The 25937-nt window shown below is 66.3% G+C and carries 22 protein-coding genes, 3 tRNA genes and 2 pseudogenes; 16 read left to right on the top strand and 11 right to left on the bottom strand.

Annotated elements, in window-relative coordinates; all coding sequences use genetic code 11:
* Nucleotides 1-41 precede the first annotated feature (41 nt).
* Together ispD and ispF are read left to right on the top strand one after the other, a co-directional pair.
* Nucleotides 42-752: a 2-C-methyl-D-erythritol 4-phosphate cytidylyltransferase gene (gene ispD, locus BT264_RS12440; RefSeq protein ID WP_072437140.1), complete on the top strand. Its 711-nt coding sequence runs from the start codon at nt 42-44 to the stop codon at nt 750-752.
* A gap of 28 nt (nt 753-780) precedes the next feature.
* Nucleotides 781-1266: a 2-C-methyl-D-erythritol 2,4-cyclodiphosphate synthase gene (ispF, locus tag BT264_RS12435; RefSeq protein ID WP_072437141.1), complete on the top strand. Its 486-nt coding sequence runs from the start codon at nt 781-783 to the stop codon at nt 1264-1266.
* Nucleotides 1267-1416: 150 nt separating this feature from the next.
* On the opposite strand, the gene BT264_RS12430 is transcribed toward ispF, so the two are convergent.
* The 4 genes from BT264_RS12430 to ompR form a co-directional block, all read right to left on the bottom strand.
* Nucleotides 1417-1944, bottom strand: a complete 528-nt coding sequence (locus BT264_RS12430; protein ID WP_006478562.1) for a carboxymuconolactone decarboxylase family protein — start codon at nt 1942-1944, stop codon at nt 1417-1419.
* 76 nt (nt 1945-2020) lie between these two features.
* Nucleotides 2021-2569 carry a peroxiredoxin gene (locus BT264_RS12425; RefSeq protein WP_034181176.1) on the bottom strand — a complete coding sequence of 183 codons (549 nt, stop codon included), beginning with the start codon at nt 2567-2569 and terminating at the stop codon, nt 2021-2023.
* A gap of 183 nt (nt 2570-2752) precedes the next feature.
* On the bottom strand, nt 2753-4114 hold the full coding sequence (locus BT264_RS12420) for an ATP-binding protein (protein ID WP_034181177.1): 1362 nt from the start codon (nt 4112-4114) through the stop codon (nt 2753-2755).
* Nucleotides 4115-4153: 39 nt separating this feature from the next.
* Nucleotides 4154-4888 carry an osmolarity response regulator transcription factor OmpR gene (gene ompR, locus BT264_RS12415; protein ID WP_006478565.1) on the bottom strand — a complete coding sequence of 245 codons (735 nt, stop codon included), beginning with the start codon at nt 4886-4888 and terminating at the stop codon, nt 4154-4156.
* 258 nt (nt 4889-5146) lie between these two features.
* Here ompR and BT264_RS12410 point away from each other — a divergent pair, with 258 nt between their 5' ends.
* The 3 genes from BT264_RS12410 to BT264_RS12400 all read left to right on the top strand — a co-directional run bounded on the left by BT264_RS12410 (nt 5147) and on the right by BT264_RS12400 (nt 8349).
* Entirely contained in the window at nt 5147-5425 is a 279-nt protein-coding gene (locus BT264_RS12410) for a hypothetical protein (RefSeq protein ID WP_072437142.1), read from the top strand.
* Nucleotides 5426-5558: 133 nt separating this feature from the next.
* Nucleotides 5559-7061 (top strand): DUF1800 domain-containing protein, encoded by a 1503-nt coding sequence (locus tag BT264_RS12405; RefSeq protein ID WP_072437260.1) that lies wholly within the window; start codon nt 5559-5561, stop codon nt 7059-7061.
* A gap of 67 nt (nt 7062-7128) precedes the next feature.
* Nucleotides 7129-8349 carry a DUF1501 domain-containing protein gene (locus BT264_RS12400; protein WP_072437143.1) on the top strand — a complete coding sequence of 407 codons (1221 nt, stop codon included), beginning with the start codon at nt 7129-7131 and terminating at the stop codon, nt 8347-8349.
* Between the two features lie 10 nt (nt 8350-8359).
* On the opposite strand, the gene hpnD is transcribed toward BT264_RS12400, so the two are convergent.
* A complete protein-coding gene (hpnD, locus tag BT264_RS12395) occupies nt 8360-9193 on the bottom strand; it encodes a presqualene diphosphate synthase HpnD (RefSeq protein ID WP_072437261.1) in 834 nt (277 codons plus the stop codon).
* A 248-nt stretch (nt 9194-9441) separates the two neighbouring features.
* On the opposite strand from hpnD, the gene BT264_RS12390 reads away from it, so the two are divergent.
* A tRNA-Leu gene (locus BT264_RS12390) sits at nt 9442-9528 on the top strand.
* Nucleotides 9529-9615: 87 nt separating this feature from the next.
* Here the strand turns inward: BT264_RS12390 and BT264_RS12385 are convergent.
* On the bottom strand, nt 9616-9846 hold the full coding sequence (locus BT264_RS12385) for a hypothetical protein (protein ID WP_072437144.1): 231 nt from the start codon (nt 9844-9846) through the stop codon (nt 9616-9618).
* 118 nt (nt 9847-9964) lie between these two features.
* A pseudogene (locus BT264_RS12380) lies at nt 9965-10501 on the bottom strand (class II histone deacetylase); the annotation flags it as partial.
* A 1-nt stretch (nt 10502) separates the two neighbouring features.
* Here BT264_RS12380 and BT264_RS38105 point away from each other — a divergent pair.
* Nucleotides 10503-10655 (top strand): annotated as a pseudogene (locus BT264_RS38105) (LuxR C-terminal-related transcriptional regulator); the annotation flags it as partial.
* 100 nt (nt 10656-10755) lie between these two features.
* Entirely contained in the window at nt 10756-11754 is a 999-nt protein-coding gene (locus BT264_RS12375; protein WP_072437145.1) for a 2-dehydropantoate 2-reductase, read from the top strand.
* A 187-nt stretch (nt 11755-11941) separates the two neighbouring features.
* Here BT264_RS12375 and BT264_RS12370 read toward each other — a convergent pair whose 3' ends face one another.
* A complete protein-coding gene (locus tag BT264_RS12370) occupies nt 11942-12391 on the bottom strand; it encodes a MarR family winged helix-turn-helix transcriptional regulator (RefSeq protein WP_072437146.1) in 450 nt (149 codons plus the stop codon).
* 62 nt (nt 12392-12453) lie between these two features.
* The gene (locus tag BT264_RS12365; protein ID WP_072437147.1) at nt 12454-13599 is read right to left on the bottom strand and encodes a glycerate kinase; all 1146 of its coding nucleotides are present in this window, start codon (nt 13597-13599) and stop codon (nt 12454-12456) included.
* Nucleotides 13600-13990: 391 nt separating this feature from the next.
* Between BT264_RS12365 and tig the strand changes: the two genes are divergently transcribed.
* The 7 genes from tig (at nt 13991) to BT264_RS12330 (ending at nt 22678) form a co-directional block, all read left to right on the top strand.
* Nucleotides 13991-15337 carry a trigger factor gene (tig, locus tag BT264_RS12360; RefSeq protein WP_072437148.1) on the top strand — a complete coding sequence of 449 codons (1347 nt, stop codon included), beginning with the start codon at nt 13991-13993 and terminating at the stop codon, nt 15335-15337.
* Nucleotides 15338-15477: 140 nt separating this feature from the next.
* Nucleotides 15478-16131, top strand: coding sequence for an ATP-dependent Clp endopeptidase proteolytic subunit ClpP (gene clpP, locus BT264_RS12355; RefSeq protein WP_010092137.1), 654 nt, complete (start codon nt 15478-15480; stop codon nt 16129-16131).
* A gap of 166 nt (nt 16132-16297) precedes the next feature.
* Nucleotides 16298-17569 carry an ATP-dependent Clp protease ATP-binding subunit ClpX gene (clpX, locus tag BT264_RS12350; protein ID WP_006489345.1) on the top strand — a complete coding sequence of 424 codons (1272 nt, stop codon included), beginning with the start codon at nt 16298-16300 and terminating at the stop codon, nt 17567-17569.
* Between the two features lie 197 nt (nt 17570-17766).
* Entirely contained in the window at nt 17767-20190 is a 2424-nt protein-coding gene (gene lon / locus BT264_RS12345; RefSeq protein ID WP_072437149.1) for an endopeptidase La, read from the top strand.
* Nucleotides 20191-20397: 207 nt separating this feature from the next.
* Nucleotides 20398-20473: transfer RNA gene (locus BT264_RS12340), tRNA-Val, on the top strand.
* 23 nt (nt 20474-20496) lie between these two features.
* A tRNA-Asp gene (locus tag BT264_RS12335) sits at nt 20497-20573 on the top strand.
* A gap of 170 nt (nt 20574-20743) precedes the next feature.
* The gene (locus BT264_RS12330) at nt 20744-22678 is read left to right on the top strand and encodes a SurA N-terminal domain-containing protein (protein WP_072437150.1); all 1935 of its coding nucleotides are present in this window, start codon (nt 20744-20746) and stop codon (nt 22676-22678) included.
* 78 nt (nt 22679-22756) lie between these two features.
* On the opposite strand, the gene BT264_RS12325 is transcribed toward BT264_RS12330, so the two are convergent.
* Entirely contained in the window at nt 22757-23431 is a 675-nt protein-coding gene (locus tag BT264_RS12325; RefSeq protein WP_072437151.1) for an arylesterase, read from the bottom strand.
* On the opposite strand from BT264_RS12325, the gene BT264_RS12320 reads away from it, so the two are divergent.
* The gene (locus tag BT264_RS12320) at nt 23430-24143 is read left to right on the top strand and encodes an ABC transporter ATP-binding protein (protein ID WP_072437152.1); all 714 of its coding nucleotides are present in this window, start codon (nt 23430-23432) and stop codon (nt 24141-24143) included. The two genes, BT264_RS12325 and BT264_RS12320, sit on opposite strands and share 2 nt — an antisense overlap.
* Nucleotides 24144-24203: 60 nt before the next feature.
* Here BT264_RS12320 and pgi read toward each other — a convergent pair whose 3' ends face one another.
* Nucleotides 24204-25826 carry a glucose-6-phosphate isomerase gene (pgi, locus tag BT264_RS12315; protein WP_072437153.1) on the bottom strand — a complete coding sequence of 541 codons (1623 nt, stop codon included), beginning with the start codon at nt 25824-25826 and terminating at the stop codon, nt 24204-24206.
* Nucleotides 25827-25937 lie beyond the last annotated feature (111 nt).

Genomic DNA, 25937 nt, shown 5'->3' with positions numbered 1-25937 from the left:
AAAATCCGCTTCTCGATTTCATCTTTCCGGCGTTTCCTTTCGTGACTCCCCGACTTTTCGCCCTGATTCCCTGTGCCGGCACGGGCAGCCGTTCCGGCTCGGCCGTGCCGAAGCAATATCGCACGCTGGCCGGCCGCGCGCTCCTGCATTACACGCTCGCCGCGTTCGACGCGTGCAGCGAATTCGCGCAGACGCTCGTCGTCCTCGCGCCCGACGATTCCCATTTCGACGCGCGCCGCTTCGCGGGCCTGCGCTTCGCGGTGCGCCGCTGCGGCGGCGGCTCGCGGCAGGCGTCGGTGCTGAACGGGCTGCTCGGGCTGGCCGAATTCGGCGCGACCGATCACGACTGGGTGCTCGTGCACGACGCCGCGCGCCCGGGCATCACGCCGGAGCTGATCCGTACGCTCGTCGCGACGCTGAAGGACGACCCGGTCGGCGGCATCGTCGCGCTGCCGGTGGCCGATACGCTCAAGCGCGTGCCGGCCGGCGGCGACGCGATCGCGCGCACCGAGTCGCGCGACGCGCTGTGGCAGGCGCAGACGCCGCAGATGTTCCGCATCGGCATGCTGCGCGACGCGATCCTGCGCGCCCAGCGCGAAGGGCACGACCTGACCGACGAAGCGAGCGCGATCGAATGGGCGGGCCACGCGCCGCGCGTCGTGCAGGGCAGCCTGCGCAACTTCAAGGTCACGTATCCGGAAGATTTCGCGCTCGCGGAAGCGATTCTCGCGCGCTCCGCGAACGCTTCCTGACTTTCACCCCATCTCAATCGGAACACGCATGGATTTCAGAATCGGACAAGGCTACGACGTGCACCAGCTCGTCCCGGGGCGCCCCCTCATCATCGGCGGCGTGACGATTCCGTACGAGCGCGGCCTGCTCGGCCACTCGGACGCGGACGTGCTGCTGCACGCGATCACCGACGCGCTGTTCGGCGCGGCGGCGCTCGGCGACATCGGCCGCCATTTCTCCGACACCGACGCGGCGTTCAAGGGCGCGGACAGCCGCGTGCTGCTGCGCGAATGCGCCGCCCGCGTGCAGGCGGCCGGCTTCGCGATCCAGAACGTCGACAGCACCGTGATCGCGCAGGCGCCGAAGCTCGCGCCGCATATCGACGGGATGCGCGCGAACATCGCGGCCGATCTCGGGCTGCCGCTCGACCGCGTGAACGTGAAGGCGAAGACCAACGAGAAGCTCGGTTATCTCGGCCGCGGCGAGGGCATCGAGGCGCAGGCCGCCGCGCTGCTGGTCAGGCAGGGCGGTTGACGCCCGGTTGCGGCGGCGCGCGGCCCGTTCCGCGCGCGGTGGCGCTGCGGAAATGAAAAATGCCACGCTGATGCGTGGCATTTTCGTTTTGGGGCCGCCGCCACTCCGGCACGGCTGCCGGTCGCGCGGCGAAACCGCTCATGCAGCCGTTTACTCGCCTTCGGCGGCGATCACCTGCGCGGCGGCGTTGATCACCGACGCGATGCGGCCGACGTCGCGCAGCTGCGTGACGGTCATCCCTTGCTCGTTCTTCAGCAGCGCATAGTGCGACTTCACGCAGAAGTGGCACTTGCCGACGATCGACGCGGCGAGCGCGTACATCTCGAACTTGCGCTTGTCGACGCCGCCGTGCGTCGCGTACGCGCCCATCCGCAGCTCGGCGCGCTGCGTCTTCAGGTCGGCGTCGTCGGCCATCTCGACATACGGATACCAGGTGTTGTTCATCCCCATCAGCGCGGCTGCCGTCAGCACGGCGTTCGTCTCTTCGGGCGACAGCACGCCGGCTTCGCGGATCGTCTTCACGAGCACCGTGCTCTTCGCCGCGATCGCCGCCGCCAGCGCGACGCCGACCGCATCGGTGCCTTCGAGCGACGAGCGCGAGATCGTGCCGTCGAGGTTCAGGCGAATGTCCTTCGCGTAGTCGGGAATACGCGCCTTAATCGAATCGATGAATTCCATTGATATCTCCTATGGGTTGGCCGTTAAAAAAGCCCGCAGGCAGGACGTGCGCCGCGGGCTTCGTGCATCGATGCGCTTACAGCGTTGCGCCGCCGACTGCACGGTTGCACGGGCACAGTTCGTCCGTTTGCAGGCCGTCCAGAATGCGCAGGACTTCTTCCGGGCTGCGGCCGACGTTCAGGTTGTTCACCGAAACGTGCTGGATCGTGTTGTCCGGATCGACGATGAACGTTGCACGCAGGGCCACGCCGGCTTCCTTGTCGCGCACGCCGAGCTGGTCGATCAGCTCGCCCTTGACGTCGCCGAACGAGTAGTGGTTCAGCTTGTCGAGGTCCTTGTGCTCACGGCGCCATGCGAGCTTGACGAATTCGTTGTCCGAGCTGCCGCCGAGCAGGATGGCGTCGCGCTCTTCGAACTGCTTCGTCAGCTTCGCGAACTCGACGATTTCCGTCGGGCACACGAACGTGAAATCCTTCGGATAGAAGTAGATGATCTTCCACTTGCCCGGGAACGACGCTTCGGTGACGGTCTCGAACGCCGACTGGCCGTTTTCCTCGTGATTGTTGAAGCCCGGCTTCGCGGCTACGACGGTGAAAGCTTCGAGTTTATCGCCCACGGTTTTCATGCGGATACTCCTGTATGAGTTGGGAAGAAGGCCGAGTCAAGCTACCTCGGTGCTGCAACGATGGTGTGACAGCATGCGGCAAACTATAACACTATTAATAAAACGCTTCAATAGATTTTAACTAACGATCTTCATAGTTTTTTTCAACCGGATCGATAGTGTGGGGCGCAAGAAGCGTGCGCGTCACGCGGTCGCACGCGCCTTGCCGGCGCCAGGGAATTCGAGCGTGACTTCGAGGCCCGCTTCGGGGTTGCGGTTGCGCAGTCGCAGCGCGCCGCGATAGCGGCCGACGAGCCGCAGCACGATCGCCATCCCGAGGCCCGTGCCGTCCGCCTTGGTGCGCGCGGTGTCGACGCGATAGAACGGCCGCATCACGAGCGGCAGCTGATCTTCGGGGATGCCGGGGCCTTCGTCGCTCACCGACAGCTCGACGCGCGCGTGCGATATGCGCGTCTCGAGCGTGATGCGCGAGATGCCGTCCTGCTTGCTCTGGCCGTACTTGCGCGCGTTCTCGACGAGATTGCCGATCACGCGGCGCATGTCGGTCTCGTCGGCTTCGATGACTGCGCTCGGCGCGAGCCGCGTGCGGATCTCGACGCCGTCCTCGCTCGCTATGCGCGCGGCAACTTCCTGCGCGATCGACGACAGGTCGACGGGCTCGGGCTTGCGCTGCGACGGGCGCGCGTAGTCGATGAAGGCGGCGATGATGCGGTCCATCTGCTCGATGTCGTCGACCATCGCGTCCTTGGTTGCCTGGTCGGACGGGCTCATCTCGGTTTCGAGGCGCAGCCGTGCGAGCGGCGTGCGCAGGTCGTGCGAGATACCCGCGAGCATCAGCGCGCGGTCGGCCTCGAGCTGTTCGAGGTCGCGCACCATCTGGTTGAAGCTGCGATTGGTGTCGGCCGCGACGCCCATCCCGCGCTCGGGCAGCGGCTCGGGTGCCTGGCCCGAGCCGACCTGGCGCGCGGCGAGCGCGAGCCGCGAGAACGGCCGGTTCACGAGGCTCGTGATGAACGCGGAGCCGAACAACGACAGCGCGAGCGCGAACAGCCCCCAGCCGGCCCACTGCAGGCCCGTGACGTTGTCGAGCTGGTCGCGATCGAGCGCGACCCAGTAATCGTCGTCGTCGATCTTGAAGCTGATCCACACGCCGGGAATGTCGTTGACCGACTGCGCGATCACGGTATCGTCGCCGAGGCGGCTGCGGATGTCGTGCTCGATCAGGCGATTCAGCGATTCGTCGGGCTGCAGCTTGAACTTGTCGGTTTTCTCGCGCGGGTAAACGCGCACGCCCTCGTTGCTCTCGAGATCCTGCAGCAGCGCGCGCCGCAGATCGGGATCGGAATAGAGCAGGGCGGTGCGCGTGAGCTTCACGACCGCGACGAGCTGCAGCGCGACGCGCTGCGCACGCGGCTCGCGCTCGATCACGCGAAAGCTCTGGAACCACGCGGCGAGACTGACCGAGATCAGCAGCGCGATCAGCAGGAAGGTGCGCCAGAACAGCCCGCCGAACGCGAGCTGCAGGAGGCGCCGGTCAATACGCATGGGACGGGCCGTGGGCGGGCGAAACCGGAAAGGAAAAAATCAGGCGGCGCCGTCCGGAATGAACACGTAACCGAGGCCCCATACGGTCTGGATGAAACGCGGGCTGCCCGGATCCGGCTCGATCAGCTTGCGCAGGCGCGAGATCTGCACGTCGAGGCTGCGGTCGAACACTTCGTATTCACGGCCGCGCGCGAGCTCCATCAGCTTCTCGCGCGACAGCGGCTGGCGCGGATGACGCGCGAACACCTTCAGCACCGAGAACTCGCCGGTCGTCAGCGGAATTTCCTGGCCGGACTTCGTCAGCGTGCGCGTCGCGAGGTTCAGCGAGAACTCGCCGAACTCGAACACCTCGGTCGTTTCGGACGGTGCGCCCGGCAGTTCGGCCGGCGCCTGGCGGCGCAGCACCGCGTGAATGCGCGCGACGAGTTCGCGCGGGTTGAACGGCTTCGGCAGGTAATCGTCGGCGCCCATCTCGAGGCCGACGATGCGATCGACGTCCTCGCCCTTCGCGGTGAGCATGATGATCGGCGTGCGGTCGTTGCTGCCGCGCAGGCGGCGGCAGATCGACAGGCCGTCTTCGCCCGGCAGCATCAGGTCGAGCACGAGCAGGTCGAAGCGCTCGCGTACCCAGAGCTTGTTCATCGCGGTCGCGTTTTCCGCGACATATACGTTGAAACCCTGCTCGCCGAGATAGCGGCGCAGCAGATCGCGCAGGCGTGGGTCGTCGTCGACGACGAGAATCTTGGAGGGGTTTTTCGTTTCCATGATCGGCATCTTATCGCGAATGGGAATTGGCGCACGGCCGCGAATTTTCGCGCGTTACAGTCGGTTACAAAATTTACCCGTAGTGTCGCGCCGAGTAAAGGCAGGCTATATAGATTCCTTTACTCGAAGCCGAAGTTCGGTAGATACTCCCCTGCATTCCATCTTTCATCTTTGCACACCCGAATTCCGCAGGGTTTTTCAAGTACCAGAGGTAGCCGGTTGCCGCGTGACGAAGGGAACAAATCGACCAAAGAAGCGAGGACGGTCATGCGATCTGCCCGGATTGCACTGATGCTGACGATCGCGCTTGCCGGTCCGTATGCGTCGAACTTCGCGTATGCGCAGCGCCCCGAGCAGGGGGCGCCGTCGCGCAAGCTGCCGCGCGGCAAAACGCAGCAGCCCGATCGTGCCGCCGAGACGACGGTCCGTTCCGCCGTGCCTCCCGATCTCGAACAGCGCCGCCGCGACGGGCACATGACGCCCGAGGAGCGCCACCTTTTGCGCCAGCACATCGAAGACGCCGTTCGCGAGCTGTACAAGCGCTGACGCGTGCCGTCCTCGACCTGCGCGGAACACGCCGCGCCGAAAAAATTCGTAGCACTTTTTCCGTCAACTTTCGCCTGCCGATTGCCGTTGTACCGGCATCCGCACCGCCGGTGCGTTCCGGGAGTCCATGACGATGAAAGCGAACGCTGCCGCACCGGCGCCGTCGCCTGCCATGCAGTCGGCGCTCGACGCCGACGATGCGCTGTTTTTCCTGAGCCGCACCGGTTTCTCTCCCGCGCCCGCCGAGGTCGCGCGCATCGTCGGCATGACGCGCGCGCAGGTCGTGGCCGACACGCTCGGCAACGTTCGCCGCGAACCCGTCACGGCGTGGCCCGACTGGATCGCCGAGCTGCCGCCGACGCGCGCGCAGCGCCAGGCGCTGACCCCCGACATGCGGCGCGACGAGCAGCGCGAGCGCGATCGCCGCTACGACGCGTTGCGCGCGGCGTGGGTCAACGAGATGGTCGTGACGCCGTCGCCGCTGACCGAGCGCATGACGCTGTTCTGGCACGGGCACTTCACGTCGGGGCAGGACAAGGTGCCTTATCCGCAAACCATGGCCGCGCAGAACGCGCTCTTTCGCCGCGAGGCGCTCGGCAACTTCGGCACGCTGCTGCACGCGGTCGCGAAGGACCCGGCGATGCTGCAGTATCTCGACGGCGCGAGCAATCGCAAGGGGCGCCCGAACGAGAATTTCGCGCGCGAGGTGATGGAGCTGTTCACGCTCGGCGAAGGGCATTACACGCAGTACGACGTGACCGAAGCCGCGCGTGCGATGACGGGCTGGACGATCGATCCCGATACGCTGCGCTTCGAGGTGCGGCCCGAATGGCACGACGCGGGCGACAAGACGATTCTCGGCGAGACGGGGCCGTTCGACGGCGACGGTTTTCTCGACATCCTGCTGAAGCGGCCCGGCACCGCGCGCTTTATCGTCGGCAAGCTGTGGCGCGAGTTCGTGTCCGATACGCCCGACGCGGGCGTGCTCGATGGCCTGGCCGAGCGGTTTCGCGCGAGCGGCTACGACATTCGCACTGCGCTCGCCGCGCTGTGGTCGACCGACGCGTTCTGGGATCCGCGCAACCGCGGCGTGCTCGTCAAGTCGCCGGCCGAGTTCGTCGTCGGGTCGGTGCGGCTGTTCGACGTTGCGTACGGCGATCCGCAGATGCTCGCGAACACCGTGCGCACGCTCGGGCAGAACCTGTTCTATCCGCCGAACGTGAAGGGCTGGCCGGGCGGCGCGCTGTGGATCAACAGCACGACGCTGCTCGCGCGCAAGCAGTTCGTCGAGCAACTGTTCCGCGCGACGGAGACGGCCGGCATGCGGCCGCCGGCGCATCCGATGGCGCCGCCGCCGAATTCGCGTGCGCACGCGATGCCGGTGGCCGACACGGCGTCCGCCGCCGACATGCGCGGCGCGCCGGCCAAGCCCGCGCGCGGCGGCCTGCGTTTCGATCTCGAACGCTGGCTTGCGCAATATCGTGCGCGGCCGCAGGCGATCGCGGGATTGTCGACCGAGCTTCAGTTCCAGCACGCGGTGCTGCCGGTGTCGCCGGTCGCGGCGATCGACACGGATTCGACCGGCAGCGCGTATCTCGAAGCGCTGCTGATGGATCCGGCCTATCAACTGAAATGATGCAAACGAAGACGAATCGGAGCGCCGGTGCGGCAAAGGTGCCGGGCGGCAAACCAAAGGATGCGCGATGAACCGACGTGATTTTCTGACGCTGACGGGCGCCGCGGCCGCGGCGGGCGTGTCGATGTGGCAGCCGCCCGCGCTGGCGGCCTCGGTGGCGCCGGCCGGCAGGCAACCGGCGGCCGGGTATGCGAACGTGCTGATCCTCGTCGAGCTGAAGGGCGGCAACGACGGCCTCAACACGGTGGTGCCGTATGCGGACCCGCTGTACTACCAGTTCCGGCGCAGCATCGGCATCAAGCGCGAGCAGGTGCTGCAACTTGACGCGCACACCGGGCTGCACCCGTCGCTCGCGCCGCTGATGCCGCTGTGGCATGACGGGCAGGTCGCGGTCGTGCAGGGCGTCGGTTATCCGCAGCCGAATCTGTCGCATTTCCGCTCGATCGAGATCTGGGATACCGCGTCGCGTTCGGACCAGTACCTGCACGAAGGCTGGCTCACGCGCACGTTCGCGCAGGCGCCGGTGCCTCCCGGTTTCGCGGCGGACGGCGTCGTGCTCGGCAGCGCGGAGATGGGGCCGCTCGCGAACGGCGCGCGCGCGATCGCGCTCGTCAATCCCGCGCAGTTCATCCGCGCGGCTCGGCTGGCCGAACCGTCGTCGCTGCGCGAGCAGAACCCGGCGCTTGCGCACATCATCGACGTCGAGAACGACATCGTGAAGGCAGCCGACCGGCTGCGCCCGCGCGGCGGGATGCGTGAATTCAGGACGGCGTTTCCGGCCGGCGCGTTCGGCACGTCGGTCAAGACCGCGATGCAGGTGCTGGCCGCATGCGAAGCGTCCGGGCCCGGTGCGCAGGATGGCGTCGCGGTGCTGCGCCTGACGCTCAACGGCTTCGACACGCACCAGAACCAGCCGGGGCAGCAGGCCGCGCTGCTCAAGCAGTTTGCGGAAGGAATGAGCGCGATGCGCGGCGCGCTGATCGAACTCGGGCGCTGGAACCAGACGCTCGTGATGACGTATGCGGAATTCGGGCGGCGCGTGCGCGAGAACCAGAGCAACGGCACCGATCACGGCACGGCCGCGCCGCATTTCGTGATGGGCGGCCGCGTGGCCGGCGGCCTGTACGGCGCGCCGCCGGCGCTCGGGCGGCTCGACGGCAACGGCAACCTGCCGGTCGCGGTCGATTTTCGCCAACTCTACGCTACCGTGCTCGGGCCGTGGTGGGGGCTCGACGCGACGCGCGTGCTGCAGCAGCGCTTCGACACGCTGCCGTTGTTGAAGGCGTGATGCGTCAGGTTCAGCGCCGGCGTGCGGCGCGCCACGCGATCCACAGCTTGCGGATCGGCGTCAGCGCGATGCGCTGGTGCAGCACCTGGTAGCCGTCGCGCTCGATTTCGTCGAGCAGCGCGCCGGCCAATGCGATCTGCGCGCGCAGCGTGCGCTGCGCGCGGCGTTCGGGGGCGGGGATCGCTGCATCGGTGGCCGCGAGCGCTTCGCGCGCGCGAGCGGTCTGGAATTGCAGCAACTCGGTGAAGGCCGGACTGTAGCGACGGTTCAGCAGATCGGCTGCGGTCACGTTGTAGCGCTGCAGTTCGTCGATCGGCAGGTAGATGCGGCCGTGGCGCGCGTCGTTGCCGAGTTCCTGCACGAATTGCGCGAGCATCAGCGCGCAGCCGGCGTCCGCGGCCCACGGCTGCGGGTCGGCCGGGTTCGCGGCGCTGGCGCGCGCGACCAGCGACGCGAAGGTACCGCCGACCTGCGCGATGTAGCGCTGCAGGTTCGCGAAATCGAGGTAGCGCGCCTGTTCGAGGTCCATCCCGTAACCGTTGACGAGCGTACGCAACGCGTCGGCCTCGGCGGCGATCGCCGGATGATGCTGCGCGAGCGCTTTCGTGACGGGGTGCGACGGCTGAGCGTCGGCCAGTGCCGCGAGTTCCTTGTGCCACCACGCGAGCTTCGTGTGGCCGACGGTCGGGTCGCTGGTTTCCTTGACGGTTTCCTCGAGCTCGCGGCGCAGCGCGAAGAGGGCCGTCAGGCGCGGCTGCGTGGCGAGCGGCGCCTGACGCAACGCGTAATAGACGCTGGAGCCCGCGGGGGCGGCCTTTTGCTGACAGTAGTCGTCGAAGTTCACGGGCGGAATCGGGTGGGGCGGGTTCGGGGGACGCGCGGCGGCGCGGTGCCGAAACGTCGAGCGCGGCATTCTAGCACCGCTGCACGACGGGTGCCGGCAGGGCGAGACAAGGCCGCACGGATCGGGTAGAATCTCGCGCTCGCCTGATCGGGCGCGCCGGTTTTCAGGCCGGCATGAAGTGTCCCGAGCGGTCCCGGGCGCGTGGAGTACGCATCTTGCGTGCCGCGCGGTCAGGCGACAGAAAATGCGCGTGAGTGGCGAAATTGGTAGACGCACCAGGTTTAGGTCCTGACGCCCGCAAGGGTGTGCCGGTTCGAGTCCGGCCTCACGCACCAGAAGTCGGACCAGCACCCGTCAGGGTGCTGTTCCCGAAAAAGCGCTGCCGGTCGGCTGACCGCAGCGCTTTGTCGTTTCTGGCGGATCTACTCCCAGAAGCTCCGGATTGCGACCGCCACGATCACCGGCACCGAGAACACCAGCGGGATCGCGAAATACTGCGCTTCGCGATCGACGATCCAGCTATAGATCACCCACGCCGCGCCGATCGCGAACGTGATGAGGCCGACCGCCACGGCGGCGATGTTCAGCACCAGCTTCGAAGGCTGGCGGCGCGTTTTGGCGTTGTCGTCGTTATCGCGCGGGGACGATTTCATCGGAAGAGTGCGGCCTCGGGCCGAAACAGGGGTAAAAGCACAGGAAACCCCATCCGCACGGATCGCGCAAGGGCCGGCGCATGCCGGCCCCGTTATGTTCATTCCCGAGCGTTACAAGTTACAACCCGAACGACGCAGCCAGTTCGTCGAGCAACTCGCGCTGGAACGCGACGAACCGCTCGCCCGGCTGCTGCGCGATCGCGAGGTCGAGCATCGGATCGGCGACGTCGGTGCGAATGCCGGCGAGCTCCTCGACGATCGCGAGCCCGCAGAACGGCACGTACGCCTCCGAATAGCCGCCTTCGTGAACGATCACGAGCCGCCCGCCGCAATGGCGCTGCGCGGCATCTTTCACCGCGCGCGTCATGAACCGGTAGCTGTCGGTATGCAGCTGCATGCGCGCGAGCGGATCGACCGCGCTCGCGTCGAGGCCGCTCGCAACGACGATCAGCTCGGGCCGGAAACGCTCCAGCGCCGGCAGTACGATTCGCTCGAATGCGTAGCGATATGCGTCGTCGCCGTTGCCCGCGAGCAGCGGCACGTTCAGGCTCGCACCGATACCCGCGCCTTCGCCGCGATCGTCCGCGCCGCTGTAGCCGGGCGGGAAGCAGCGGTCCTGGTGCAGAGAGATCGTCAGCGTGTCCGGATCGTCGTAGATCGCGCAACAGATGGCGATTTCGCCGACGACCGTGCGCCGCTACCTGTGCTGTGCGTACCGCAAGCTCGGCATGCACGACAAGAGCCAGATCGCGGGCGTGCTCGGCGCGACCGACGACGAACCGGTGGAAGCGGGCGGCGAGCCGCGCTGAATCGCTCGAACGCGCGCACGTGGCACGCTCCCGCCCTAATGGTTGTGTCCGCAACCATTGAGCGTTATGCTCGTCAGCTCCCGGGAGACGGAATTCCATCATGAACGACACGAATTCAGGGTCGGTGCGCGCGGCGGTGGTTGGTGTCGGCGCGATCGGCGGATTGCTTGCGGCCGCACTGTCGCGGGCCGGCATGACCGTGAGCGCATATGCACGCGGCGCGACGCTCGACGCGCTGAACGCGCACGGCGTGCGCGTGATCGACGAGGCGGGCGTCACATCGTCGGTGCCGGTGCGCGCGAGCGACGATGCGGCCGCGCTCGGCGTGCAGGACTACGTGGTGATCGCGCTGAAGGCGCAGGCGCTGCCGGCGCTGGCCGCGCACCTTGCGCCGCTGGTCGGGCCGGACACCGTGATCGTCGCGGCGATGAACGGGCTGCCGTGGTGGTTCACGCATGGGCTCGAAGGGCCGATCGACAACGTGCCGCTCGACGCGGTCGATCCGGCCGGCGCGGTGTCGGCGGCGCTGCCGCCCGCGCAGGCGATCGGCTGCGTCGTGCACCTGTCGTCGAGCACCGACGCGCCGGGCGTCGTGCGCCGCGGGCGCGGCAACCGGCTGATCGTCGGCGCACCCGATCCGCGGCTCGACAGGGCTGCCGCACGGTTCGCCGCGGCGCTCGCGGCGGGCGGGTTCGACGTCGAGTCGACGCTGGCGATCCGGACCGAGATCTGGACGAAGCTGTGGGGCAACATGAACATGAATCCGCTGAGTGCGCTGACGGGATCGACGGCCGAGCAATTGCTCGACGATCCGTTCACGCAGGATCTCGCGCTGCGGATGATGGAGGAGGCTGCCGCGATCGGCGCAAAACTCGGCCTGTCGACAGGGATGAGCGGGCCCGAACGGATCGCGGTCACGCGCAAGCTCGGCGCGTTCAGGACGTCGATGCTGCAGGATTTCGAAGCGGGGCGTCCGCTCGAGATCGGGCCGATCCTCGGCGTGTTTCCTGAGCTCGGACGCAAGCTCGATGTGCCGACCCCGTATTGCGACGCGGTGCTCGGGCTGCTGCGCCAGCGCGCGGCCAACAGCGGGCTGTAGCGTCTGCGAGCCTGATGGATTCGCGGTCGCGGGCAACGCGGCGAAGCGCGATCCTTGGCGGGTGTTGCCGCATGATGCAAAACGGGCCGGCCGGTCGCTGGTTACGCGGCCCGGGCGGCCCGTCGAATTCGTCGGATCAATGCTGCCGGCAGGGCTCGATCGTCTGCCGATGCCGAGCCCGCCAGGCTCAGTCGTCCCGCTCGATTGCGTGCGCAACGACCTTGTCGAGCAGCCGCTCGAACGTCTGGCGTTCGCTGTCGGACAGGCACGCGAGCAACCCGTCGTTCCACTTGCGCACGATCGGCATGATCTTGCGATGCAGCGCGCGGCCGTCGGCGGTCAGCGCGATCAGCACGATCCGGCCATCCTCGTCGCTCGCGCTGCGCTCGAGCAGCCCCTGGCGCAGCAGCGCTTCGGCCGCGCGACTCGCCTGGCTCTTGTCGAGATTGGTGTGGCGCGCAAGATCCATGATCGAGAACGGACCGAACGCGCCGACGGCGGCGATCACGCGTGCCTCGGGCAGCGAGATGTCGAGCTTGTGCCGGTACACCTCGCCGATCCCGCGGTCGGATCGCTTCGTGAGTGCATGGAGGCGATAGGTCAGAAACTGATCGAGCCCGGTTTGACGGCCTTTCATGTCGAATCCTGAAGAAAAAGGGCGGGCCCGATTGTTCCTGTATCGCGCGCTCGGGTCAACGGTCAGTGTGCGCCGTACTTCAGGCGTGTCAATTGCTCCGCTTCGTTCGCGAGCAGGTTCGCCGCGTCGCGGATCGCGACGTCGAGCGTGATCGGCCCGGGAGCCGGCGAGAAGCAGCCGGAAAAATGTTCGGACAGGCGCGGCAGCGCAGCCGGGTCGACCGCGCCCGACAGCAGCGACGCGGGCACGCCGACGGCCTGTGCGTGCCGGCATGCGATGAACGGCGCCTTGCCGTGCAGCGTCTGCACGTCGGAGCGGCCTTCGCCGGTGATCAGCCAGTCGGCGCCGGCGAGCGCCGCGTCGAGCCCGATCTGCCGCGCGACCACTTCGGCGCCGGCTTCGAACTGCGCGCCGAGCATGTGCAGCGCGAAACCCAGGCCGCCCGCGGCGCCGGCGCCGGGCAGGTCGCGGGCGCGTCGGTCGAGCGCGGCTTCGAGCAGGTCGGCGAAATGGCCGAGCGCGGCGTCGAGGGTCGCAACCTGCGCGGACGTCACGCCTTTTTGCGGGCCGAACACGGCGGTCGCGCCGTGCGCGCCCGTCAGCGGGTTGTCGACGTCGGACATGCCGACGAATTCCGTTTCCTTCAGGCGCGGGTCGAGCCCCGACCCGTCGATGCGCGCGATGTCGGCGAGCCGCGACGGCACGGGCTCGACCGGCTGGCCGGCCGCGTCGAAGCACTGCAGGCCGAGGCCCGCGAGCAGCCCGGCGCCCGCGTCGTTGGTGCTGCTGCCGCCGAGCGCGACGAAGAAGCGGCGCACGCCGTCGTCGAGCAGCGTGCGGATCGCGTCGCCCATCCCGCGCGTGCTGCGCGCGTCGACCGGCACGCTCATGCCGACCGGGTCGGTAATGCCGACGATCTCGGCCGTCTCGACGATCGCGGTGCGCGCGTCGATCACGCCGACCGCCGCGTCGCGTGCCGCGAGCGACGCGCCGGCCACCCGCAGCGAGCGCCGCATGCCGCCGCCTGCCAGCATCGCGTCGAGCGTGCCTTCGCCGCCGTCGGCCATCGGACAGCAGCGCACGACCGCGTCGGGGCGGGCGCGGCGGATGCCGGTGGCGATCGCGTCCGCGACCTGCTCGGCGGAAAGCGAGCCTTTGAACGAATCGGGCGCGATGACGACGACAGGCGCGGACGGGTGTTGCGGCATGGTGTCTCCGGAAGGCGTGATTGGTGTGAAGAACGGCAGGGGCCGCGACGGCGGCGCACCCTCAATTGGAGCTTACAGGATGGCGGGCCCGCGGTGGATACGGCGTACGGCATAGCGGCGATCCGCGCGCATTGCCGTGCAAGGGGCTGCCGACATGGCGCAGACGCATGCGCGTCGCGCCGAACTGGAGGTGCGAGGAAAATTGTTTGCTAGAATAGTCGATTCTTCCGGCCAAAGCCGTGCTCCGAGCCGCTTGCGCTAGCCATCCGGCGCGTGCAGGGATGGCGTGGCGCTCCGGCGCGGCGTGTGAACGTGACCCTCACTTCACGCCGCAGGCAGGCACGGCAAGGAAAACCCGATTCGCTCGAATAATTTTAGGACGATTGAAGCCATGGCTAACGTTGTTGAGAACCTCGGCAAGCTTGAACGCCGCGTGACGATTTCCCTGCCGAAAGACACCGTGCAGAAGGAAATCGACGCCCGTATCCAGAAACTCGCGAAGAACGTGCGCATGCCGGGTTTCCGCCCGGGCAAGGTGCCGCTGAAGATGGTCGCGCAGCAGTACGCGGGCCAGGTCGAGGCGGAAGTGCTGAGCGACAAGATCGGCCAGGAGTTCTTCACGATCAGCCGCGCGGAAAACCTGCGCGTCGCCGGCCAGCCGAGCTTCGAGCCGAAGCAGGAGCAAGCCGAAGATGCGTACGCGTTCGACGCGACGTTCGAGGTCTACCCGGAAGTGAAGATCGGCGATCTGGCGACGGCTGAAGTCGAGCGCTCGACGACGTCGATCGGCGACGCCGAAATCGACCGCACGCTGGACATCCTGCGCAAGCAGCGCGTGCACTACCACGCACGCGGCGAAGCCGGCGAGCACGGCGACGGCGGTGCGGACACCGCAGCGAAGAACGGCGACCGCGTGACGGTCGACTTCGTCGGCAAGATCGACGACGTCGCGTTCCAGGGCGGCACGGCCGAAGATTTCCCGTTCGTGCTCGGCGAAGGCCGCATGCTGCCGGAATTCGAAACCGCGGCGCTGGGCCTGAAGGCCGGCGAATCGCGCACGTTCGACCTGAAGTTCCCGGACGACTACCACGGTGCCGACGTCGCGGGCAAGACCGCGCAATTCACGGTCACGATGAAGAAGATCGAGTGGCCGCACCTGCCGGAAATCGACGGCGAATTCGCGAAGTCGCTCGGCATCGAAGACGGCGATCTCACGAAGATGCGCGGCGAGATCAAGGAAAACCTCGAGCGCGAAGCGAAGCGCCGCACGCAGTCGATCGTCAAGAACCAGGTGATGGACGCGCTGCTGAAGATTTCCGAACTCGACGTGCCGAAGGCGCTGATCGAGCAGGACCAGCAACGTCTCGTCGAAATGGCTCGCCAGGATCTGGCGCAGCGCGGCGTGCCGAACGCGAAGGACGCACCGATCCCGGCCGAGATGTTCGCCGAGCAGGCCGAGCGTCGCGTGAAGCTGGGCCTGGTGCTGGCCGAGCTCGTGAAGTCGAACAGCCTCGAAGCGAAGCCGGAACAGATCCGCGCGGAAGTCGACGAGTTCGCGAAGAGCTACGAAGACCCGAAGGAAGTGGTCCGCTGGTATTATTCCAACCAGCAGCGCCTCGCCGAGATGGAAGCGTTCGTCGTTGAAAGCAACGTCGTCGATTTCGTGCTGGGCAAGGCAAAGGTGACGGACAAGGAAGTGAGCTTCGAGGCACTCGCGAGCGCATCGGCGCAAGCGTAAGTGTCGCTCTAGCGGCGTGCCGGCTGTCGGAGCGACGGCCCGCACGCCGTTTTTACGTCAAGCGCACGGTTGCCATTAATATGGCGATTGAGCGGGCGGCTTCCCTCCGTTCAATTTTCCATTCGAACAAGGTTCATTGAATGATCACTCGCGCTGAATTGCTGGACATGCTTGCTTCGAACGCGCCGCAGGGTTTCGAGGCGCAAGCACTGGGGCTGGTGCCGATCGTCGTCGAAACGAGCGGCCGCGGCGAGCGTTCGTACGATATCTACTCGCGTCTCCTGAAGGAGCGCCTGGTGTTCATGGTCGGCGAAGTGAACGACCAGACCGCCAACCTCGTGGTCGCGCAGCTGCTGTTCCTCGAAAGCGAGAATCCCGACAAGGACATCAGCCTGTACATCAACAGCCCGGGCGGGTCGGTGTCGGCCGGCATGGCGATCTACGACACGATGCAGTTCATCAAGCCGGACGTATCGACGCTGTGCATGGGCCTCGCGGCCAGCATGGGCGCGTTCCTGCTCGCGTCGGGCGCGAAGGGCAAGCGCTTCGCGCTGCCGAACTCGCGCGTGATGATCCACCAGCCGCTCGGCGGCGCACGCGGCCAGGCATCCGACATCGAGATCCAGGCGCGCGAAATCCTCTACCTGAAGGAGCGGCTGAACCAGTTGCTCGCGCAGCACACGGGCCAGGACGTCGAGCGCATCGCGCGCGACACCGACCGTGATAACTTCATGTCGAGCGAAGACGCGAAGGCGTACGGGTTGATCGACCAGGTGCTGCTGAAGCGCCCGTAAACTTTTAAGTGGGGTGCCGCCCCGATTCGCGCGGCGCCCCTGCGATGTTCCGCACGCCCCGAGCCTCTGCGGCAAGCGCATCCGGCCGGCTCCGGTCGCGCCCTAGGCGCGGCGTTCGGAGCATTCGGCGTATCATGTCATTTACCTGTCCGGAGGCTCTACATTCATGGCGGACAAAAAAGGTTCGAACAGCGAGAAGCTGTTGTATTGCTCGTTTTGCGGGAAAAGCCAGCATGAGGTGAAAAAACTCATCGCGGGCCCGTCGGTGTTCATCTGCGATGAATGTATCGACCTCTGCAACGAGATCATTCGCGACGAGGCGGCTGCCGCCGGCGTCGAGGCCAGCCTGTCCCGGTCGGATCTGCCGAGCCCGCAGGAAATTCGCGACATCCTCGATCAGTACGTGATCGGCCAGGAGCGCGCGAAGAAGATCCTCGCGGTGGCCGTGTACAACCACTACAAGCGCCTGAAGCATCTCGACAAGAAGGACGACGTCGAATTGTCGAAGAGCAACATCCTGCTGATCGGCCCGACGGGCTCCGGCAAGACGCTGCTCGCGCAGACGCTCGCGCGGTTGCTCAACGTGCCGTTCGTGATCGCCGATGCGACGACGCTGACCGAAGCCGGCTACGTCGGCGAGGACGTCGAGAACATCATCCAGAAGTTGTTGCAGAACTGCAACTACGAGGTCGACAAGGCCCAGCGCGGGATCGTCTACATCGACGAAATCGACAAGATCAGCCGCAAGTCGGACAACCCGTCGATCACGCGCGACGTGTCGGGCGAGGGCGTCCAGCAGGCGCTGCTGAAGCTCGTCGAGGGCACGATGGCGTCGGTGCCGCCGCAGGGCGGCCGCAAGCACCCGAATCAGGATTTCATCCAGGTCGACACGACCAACATCCTGTTCATCTGCGGCGGCGCGTTCGACGGTCTCGAAAAGGTGATCACCGATCGCACCGAGAAAACCGGCATCGGCTTCGGCGCGACGGTCAAGAGCAAGCAGGAGCGCGACGCGGGTGAAGTGCTGCGCGAAACGGAGCCGGAAGACCTGATCAAATTCGGTCTGATCCCCGAATTGATCGGCCGTCTGCCGGTGGTCGCGACGCTCGGCAAGCTCGATGAAGCCGCGCTGATGAAGATCCTGGTCGAGCCGAAGAACGCGCTCGTCAAGCAGTATCACAAGCTGTTCGCGATGGAGCGCGTCGAGCTGGAGATCCGGCCGGGCGCACTGCAGGCAGTCGCCCGCAAGGCGATCCGCCGCAAGACCGGAGCGCGCGGTTTGCGTTCGATCATCGAACAGGCGTTGCTCGACGTGATGTACGAGCTGCCGACGATGAAAGGGGTCAGCAAGGTCATCATCGATGAGAACGTCATCGATGGGGACGGCAAGCCTTTGCTGATCTACGAGGACACGCCGAAGGTGGCGGGTTCGAACTGACCGGCTTGCCGACGATGTTCTGCGAAAAAGGCCGTTCATGAGACCGTGGGCGGCTTTTTTTCGTTTATCTTGTGGGTAACTCTGACTCGACACGCGGTGGTTACTTTCTTACCGAATATTTCCCGCACTTGAAGGCTTGCAATTCGTTGTGGCGGCCTCAATTACCGAACAATTGATTCCACTCATGGGGAAATGAAATGTCAGGCACCCAACTTCTCCCGCCGGAACGCATCACGCTCCCGCTGCTGCCGCTGCGGGATGTCGTCGTTTTCCCGCACATGGTGATTCCGCTCTTCGTGGGCCGGCCGAAATCGATCAAGGCCCTCGAAGCAGCGATGGAAGGCGGCAAGCACATCATGCTCGTCGCCCAGAAAACCGCGGCCAAGGACGAACCGACCGAAAAGGACATGTACGAGGTCGGTTGTATCGCCAACATCCTGCAGATGCTGAAGCTGCCGGACGGCACCGTGAAGGTGCTCGTCGAAGGCCTGCAGCGTGCGAAGGCACTGTCGATCGAAGAACAGGAGACGCAGTTCTCCTGCGACGTGATGCCGCTCGAGCCGGATCATGCCGACAGCGCCGAAACGGAAGCGCTGCGCCGCGCGATCGTGTCGCAGTTCGACCAGTACGTGAAGCTGAACAAGAAGATCCCGCCGGAGATCCTCACGTCGCTGTCGGGCATCGACGAAGCAGGTCGCCTCGCCGACATGATCGCCGAGCGCCTGCCGCTGAAGCTCGACCAGAAGCAGCACATCCTCGAGATGTTCCCGGTCATCGAGCGCCTCGAGCACCTGCTCGCGCAGCTCGAAGCCGAGATCGACATCCTGCAGGTCGAAAAGCGCATCCGCGGGCGCGTGAAGCGCCAGATGGAAAAGAGCCAGCGCGAGTACTACCTGAACGAGCAGGTCAAGGCGATCCAGAAGGAACTGGGCGAAGGCGAAGAGGGTGCCGATCTCGAGGAACTCGAGAAGCGCATCAACGCCGCGCGCATGCCGAAGGAAGCCAAGAAGAAGGCCGATGCCGAGCTGAAGAAGCTGAAGCTGATGTCGCCGATGTCCGCGGAAGCGACCGTCGTGCGCAACTACATCGACACGCTGATCGGCCTGCCGTGGCGCAAGAAGAGCAAGGTCAACAACGACCTGTCGAACGCCGAGCAGGTGCTCGACGAGGATCACTTCGGCCTCGAGAAGGTCAAGGAACGTATCCTCGAGTATCTCGCGGTGCAACAGCGCGTCGACAAGGTCAAGGCGCCGATCCTGTGCCTCGTCGGGCCCCCGGGCGTCGGCAAGACCTCGCTCGGCCAGTCGATCGCTCGTGCGACGAACCGCAAGTTCGTCCGGATGGCGCTCGGCGGCGTGCGTGACGAAGCCGAGATCCGCGGCCATCGCCGTACGTATATCGGTTCGATGCCGGGCAAGATCCTGCAGAGCCTCACGAAGGTCGGCGTGCGCAATCCGCTCTTCCTGCTCGACGAAGTCGACAAGATGGGCATGGATTTCCGCGGCGATCCGTCGTCGGCGCTGCTCGAAGTGCTCGATCCCGAACAGAACCATACGTTCGCCGACCACTACATCGAGGTCGACTTCGACCTGTCGGACGTGATGTTCGTCGCGACGTCGAACTCGCTGAACATCCCGCCGCCGCTGCTCGACCGGATGGAAGTGATCCGTCTGTCGGGCTACACGGAAGACGAGAAGGTCAGCATCGCGCAGCGTTACCTGCTGCCGAAGCAGAAGAAGAACAACGGGCTGAAGGAAGGCGAGGTCGACGTCACCGAGCAGGCGATCCGCGACATCATCCGCTACTACACGCGCGAAGCCGGTGTGCGTTCGCTCGAGCGGGAAGTGTCGAAGATCTGCCGCAAGGTCGTGAAGATGCTGCTGCTGAAGAAGGCATCGGGCGCGATCAAGGTCGATGGCGAGAATCTCGATACGTTCCTCGGCGTGCGCAAGTACGACTTCGGCCTCGCGGCGAAGGAAAACCAGGTCGGCCAGGTGACGGGCCTCGCGTGGACGGAAGTCGGCGGCGACCTGCTGACGATCGAAGCCGCGGTGATGCCGGGCAAGGGCAACGTGATCCGCACGGGTTCGCTCGGAGACGTGATGAAGGAGTCGGTCGAGGCTGCGCGTTCGGTCGTGCGCTCGCGTTCGCGCCGTCTGGGCATCAAGGACGAAGCGTTCGAGAAGCAGGACATCCACATTCACGTGCCGGAAGGCGCGACGCCGAAGGACGGTCCGTCCGCCGGCGGTGCGATGACGACCGCGCTGGTGTCGGTGCTGACGGGTATCCCCGTGCGTGCCGATGTCGCGATGACGGGCGAAATCACGTTGCGTGGCGAAGTGCTGCCGATCGGCGGGCTGAAGGAAAAGCTGCTGGCAGCGCATCGCGGCGGCATCAAGCTCGTGCTGATTCCGGAAGAGAACGTGAAGGATCTCGCGGACATTCCGGACAACGTGAAGAATGCGATCGAGATCGTGCCGGTCCGCTGGATCGACAAGGTGCTGGAACTCGCGCTCGAGCGTTCGCCGACTCCGCTGCCGCCGGAAGAAGAAGCGAAGGCAGCAGCGCCGGTCGGCGAGGCGGCGAAGGATGCCGGCTCGACGGAAGTCGTCAAGCACTGAGACCCTGAACGCCGTCCTTCCTGACGGTTGTTCACGAAACCCGCGGCGTGTCCGCGGGTTTTTTTATGTGCACACGGAATCGCGAACCGATGCGGCAGAAAAAAATTCGCATCCGGGCTTGGCAAAGTGATCGGGGATGAATTAAACTTGCGGGCTCGCTGGTTGTTGATGCGGAAACGCAGATCGCAGCCAGAACGAATCGGGAACGGGTGCTTAGCTCAGCTGGTAGAGCGGCGCCCTTACAAGGCGTAGGTCGGGGGTTCGAACCCCTCAGCACCCACCAGTTTCCTGATTCAGCCAGACCAAGGAGCGGTAGTTCAGTCGGTTAGAATACCGGCCTGTCACGCCGGGGGTCGCGGGTTCGAGTCCCGTCCGCTCCGCCAGAAAATGAAAAAGCCCGCCTTGTGCGGGCTTTTTCATTTGCGTTTCCGATTGCGCACACTGGCGGGCGCGTGACTGCGGAGCGGGGCAAGCGCGCCTGCGCCGCTGCTTTTCTCCCGTCCCACCCCGTATGTTGTAATATCGGTCGTTTTGTCCAATTTTCCCGTCACGCATGCTCGATTTCTTCCGTAATCACCAGCGCCTGATGATGGCGCTCCTGCTCCTGATCGTATTGCCGGGGCTGGGTTTCGTCGGGATCCAAGGCTTCCGCGGCTTCTTCGACGACAGTGCGAACGCCGCAGCGGTCAACGGGCACAAGATCACGCGGGTCGAATTCGACGGCGCGTTCCGCCAGCAGATCGACCAGGCGCGTCAGGCGCTCGGCGGGCAGTTCGACATCAAGATGTTCGATACGCCCGAGCATCGCAAGCAGGTGCTCGACGGCCTGATCCAGCAGCGCGTGCTGGCCGATGAAACGCAGCGTCTGCACCTGACCGCGTCCGACAATGCGGTGCGCGATGCGCTGATGAGCGACCCGATGATCGCGTCGCTGAAGAAGCCCGACGGTTCGATCGACGTCGAGCGTTACGCGCAACTGCTGTCGTTCCAGGGGATGACGCCCGAGCAGTATCAGGAGCGCGTGCGCTACAGCCTCGCACTGCAGCAGATTCCGGCCAGCATCGTGTCGAGCGCGTTCACGCCGAAGAGCCTCGCGCAACGCCTGTCCGAACTCGCCGCGCAGCAGCGCGACGTGCAGGCGCTCGTGCTGAAGACGAGCGACTACGCATCGAAGGTCCAGCCGACCGACGCGCAGCTCGCCGCATACTACGACGCGCACAAGCAGGGCTTCGCGACGCCCGAGACCGCGACGATCCAGTACCTCGTCTATTCGCCGGCCGCGGCCGCTGCAAGCGCCCAGCCGACCGATGCGGACATCAAGAAGTTCTACGACGACAACCCGACGCACTTCCGCACCGAAGCGCAGGTTCGCGTGAGCCACATCTTCATCGCCGCGGCGAGCAGCGCAAGCGCGGCCGACAAGGCCGCAGCGAAGGCGAAGGCCGAGCAACTGCTCGCCGACGTGAAGGCGCATCCGGACCAGTTCGCGCAGATCGCGCAGAAGAGCTCGCAGGACGCGCCGTCGGCGGCGAAGGGCGGCGACCTCGGCTTCATCACGCGCGGCTCGACGGCGGGCGGCAAGGCGTTCGACGATGCCGCGTTCGCACTCAAGCAGGGCGACGTGAGCGGTGTCGTGCAGTCGGATCTCGGCTTCCACATCCTGAAGGCGACCGAAGTGAAGCCGGCGGCCGTCAAGCCGTTCGCGGAAGTGAAGGACCGGATCGCGATCGACCTGAAGCAGCAGTACGCATCGAAGGCGTTCACGGACAACGCGGAAGGCTTCACGTCGACCGTCTACGAAAAGGCGAAGACGCTGCAGCCGGCCGCGGACAAGTACAAGCTGACGATCCAGACGGCCACCGTCACGCCGACGCCGAATCCGCAGCTGCCGCCGACGAGCCCGCTGAACAATCCGAAGTTCCTGGCCGCCGTGTTCGCGAACGACTCGGTGAAGAACGAGAACAACACGCAGGCGATCGACGTCGGCAACAACACGCTGATCTCGGCGCGCGTGACCGACTACAAGCCGGCTGCCGTGCCCGCGCTCGATGCGATCAAGGACGTCGTGCGCCAGAAGGTCGTCGCCGAGCAGGCCGCGGCACTCGCGCAGAAGGACGGTGCGGCGAAGCTCGCCGAGCTGCAGAAGTCGAAGTCGACCGACGGGTTCGCGGCAGCGCAGAAGGTGTCGCGCACGCAATCTCAGGGCCTGACGCCGGCCGCGCTGAGCGCCGTCTACAAGGTCGATGCGAAGACGCTGCCGGCTTACGTCGGCGTCGATCTCGGCGCGGACGGCTACGCGATCTACCGCGTGAACGCGGTGATCCCGGGTACGGCCGTCGATCCGCAGCAACTGGCGGCCGCGCAGCAGCAGATGGCGCAGGTCGACGCGCAAAGCGAAGGCGAAGCGTATCTCGCCGCGCTGCGCGATCGATCGAAGGTGAAGCTGTACGGGACGACGACCAGCCAGTCGCAGGACGGCGACAACTGAGCATCATTTCGCATGCAACGATAAAAAGCCCCGCTTCGAGCGGGGCTTTTTGTTTTCCGGTGGCGGCGAGTCGTCAGGTCAACCGCGCGGCTTGCCGAGCAGCGGCTTCAGTGCCGGCCACACGTTGTCGAGCAGAATGCCCTGCGCCTGCTGCGCGGGATGCATCTGGTCGGCCTGGAACATCTCGGGCTTGTTCTCGATGCCGGCCAGCAGGAACGGCACGAGCGGCACGCCGAGATCCTTCGACAGCCGCGTATAGACGGCGTGGAACTTCTGCGTATAGTCGGGGCCGTAATTGGGCGGCACGTACATGCCGACCAGCACGACCTTCGCCTGTGCACGCCGTGCGCCGGCGATGATGTCGCGCAGGTTCTGCTCGGTCGTCGCGAGCGGCACGCCGCGCAGCGCATCGTTCGAACCGAGCTCGACGACGACGATCGAAGGCTTGAGCCGCTGCAGCACCGCAGGCAGCCGCGCGCGGCCGCCGCTCGTGGTGTCGCCGCTGACGCTGGCGTTCGCGACGCTATAATCGATTCGCTCGTTCGTGAGCCGCTGTCGCAGCAATGCAACCCAGCCCGTGTCGCGCGGCAGCCCGTATTCGGCCGACAGGCTGTCGCCGAGCACGACGATCACCGGCTGGCCCGATGTCGGGGCCGGCGCCGTCACGGCGCGTGCGGGCGCGGTTGCGGTCAGCAGGGTGCCCAGCAGCGCGGCGAGCGCCGCGCGTCTTTTCCAGCGAAATGTCGTGTCCATGTTCAAGATTACCGATCCGATCATCGAAGTCCATGACGTGTGCAAGCGGGTCGCCGACGCAACGGGCGAACTGACGATCCTCGACGGCATCACGCTCGCCGTGCGGCCGGGCAGCAGCCTCGCGATCGTCGGTGCGTCGGGGTCGGGCAAGTCGACGCTGCTCGGCCTGCTTGCAGGGTTGGACAGCGCGACGAGCGGCACGGTTCGCCTGCTCGGCCGCGCGCTCGACCAGCTCGACGAGGACGAGCGCGCCGCGCTGCGCAACGGTGCTGTCGGGTTCGTGTTCCAGTCGTTCCAGTTGATGCCGCACCTGACGGCGCTCGAAAACGTGATGCTGCCGCTCGAGCTGCGGGGCGGCATCAGCGCGCGCGAGGCGGCCGATCGCGCACGGGCGCTGCTCGTGCAGGTCGGTCTCGGCGAACGCACCGCGCATTATCCGAAGCTGCTGTCGGGCGGCGAGCAGCAGCGCGTCGCGCTCGCGCGCGCGTTCGTCACGCGCCCGGCGATCCTGTTTGCCGACGAGCCGACCGGCAGCCTCGATGCGGCGACGGGGCATGCGGTCATCGACCTGATGTTCGAACTGAACCGCACGCACGGCGCAACGCTCGTGCTCGTCACGCACGATGCCGAACTTGCGCGCCGCTGTGCGACGACGGTGACGCTCGACGCCGGGCACATCGTCGAGCCGCACGCGGCGCAGCGCGGCGCCTGAATTTTCCTGCCAGCCGCGCGGGGTGCAATGCGCGGCCGGCGTGCGCGTGACGCGGTCGCGTCAGCGCTTGAGCGCCGCGCGGGCGCGTTCGATCAGCGCCGTGGTCGACGAGTCGTGCTTCGCGGGATCGACCGACTCGGCCGACAGGTCGGCTTCGACGACCTTGCCGAGAATCTTGCCGAGCTCGACGCCCCACTGGTCGAACGGATTGATGTCCCACACCGTCGCCTGCACGAGCACCTTGTGCTCGTAAAGCGCGATCAGCGCGCCGAGCGTGCGCGGCGTCAGCGCATCGACGAGCAGCGTCGTCGTCGGGCGGTTGCCGGGGAACGTCAGGTGCGGCGCGAGCGCTTCCTTGCCGGGCCCCGCGACCTTGCGCGCTTCCTCGAGCGTGCGGCCGAGCATCAGCGCCTCGCTCTGCGCGAAGCAGTTCGCGAGCAGTTTCGGATGATGGCTCGCGAGCGGATGCTCGGGCGTCAGCACCGCGATGAAGTCGATCGGCACGATCGTCGGCCCCTGGTGCAGCATCTGGAAGAACGCATGCTGGCCGTTGGTGCCCGGCTCGCCCCACGTGACGGCCGACGTCGGGTAATCGACGAAGGTGCCGTCCAGGCGCGCGGATTTGCCGTTGCTCTCCATTTCGAGCTGCTGCAGGTACGACGGCAGGTAGTGCAGCGCTTCCGAATACGGCGCGACGAGATAGCTCTGCGAGCCGAAGAAATTCCGGTACCAGATGCCGATCAGGCCGAGCAGCACCGGCAGGTTGCGCTCGAGCGGCGCTTCGCGGAAATGGCGGTCCATGTCGTCCGCGCCGGCCAGCAGCTCGTCGAACTGCTCGGGGCCGATCGCGATCATGATCGACAGGCCGACCGCCGACCACAGCGAATAGCGGCCGCCGACCCAGTCCCACATTTCGAACACGTTGTCCGCGGCGATGCCGAACTTCACGACTTCGGCCGGGTTCGCCGACACGCCGACGAAGTGCTTCGCGAGCGCGTCCTCGGGGCAGCCGCGTGCGACGAACCAGTCGCGCAGCGAGCGTGCGTTCGTCATCGTCTCGAGCGTCGTGAAGGTCTTCGACACGATGATCGCGAGCGTTTCCTCGGGATCGACCTGTTCGAGCACGCGCGCGAGATCGGCGCCGTCGACGTTCGACACGAAGTGGGTCGAGATGTCGGGCGTCGCGACGTGGTGCAGCGCATGCACGACCATCTTCGGCCCGAGATCGGAGCCGCCGATGCCGATGTTGATCACGTGGCGGATGCGCTTGCCCGTGTAGCCCGTCCACGTGCCGCTGCGCACGGCGCGCGCGAACGTCGCCATCTTCGCGCGCTCGGCGCTCACCTGCGCGTGGAACGGCGCGTGCGGGTCGGTCGCGCGCAACGCGGTATGCAGCGCGGCGCGGCCTTCGGTTGCGTTGACGATCTCGCCCGCGAACATCGCGTCGCGGCGCGTTTCGACGCCCGCGTCGCGCGCGAGCTGCACGAGCAGGCGCAGCGTTTCGTCGTTGATGCGGTTCTTCGAGAAGTCGGCCGCGAGACCGCCGCCCGGGATCGTGAAGCGTTCGGCGCGGGTCGGCGCGCGGTCGTTTTCCGGTGCGAACCAGTCGCGCAGCCGGGCGTGGCGGATCTGTTCGAAGTGGGATTGAAGGGCAGTCCAGGCGGGGAGCGAATTCAGCGTCATGGCGGTTCGAGTGAAGCGTGAATCGGGAGGAATGCCGCGCCGGCTCATCGGAATCGGCAGGCCGGCGGACGAGAGGGCCCGCCGTGCGGCGGGGCAGTCAGTATAGCGGCG

This window comes from Burkholderia sp. NFPP32 (assembly GCF_900119325.1).
GTDB lineage: Bacteria > Pseudomonadota > Gammaproteobacteria > Burkholderiales > Burkholderiaceae > Burkholderia > Burkholderia pyrrocinia_C.
The sequence above is the reverse complement of the archived record's forward strand: the minus strand, read 5'-3'. Positions and strand labels throughout refer to the sequence as shown.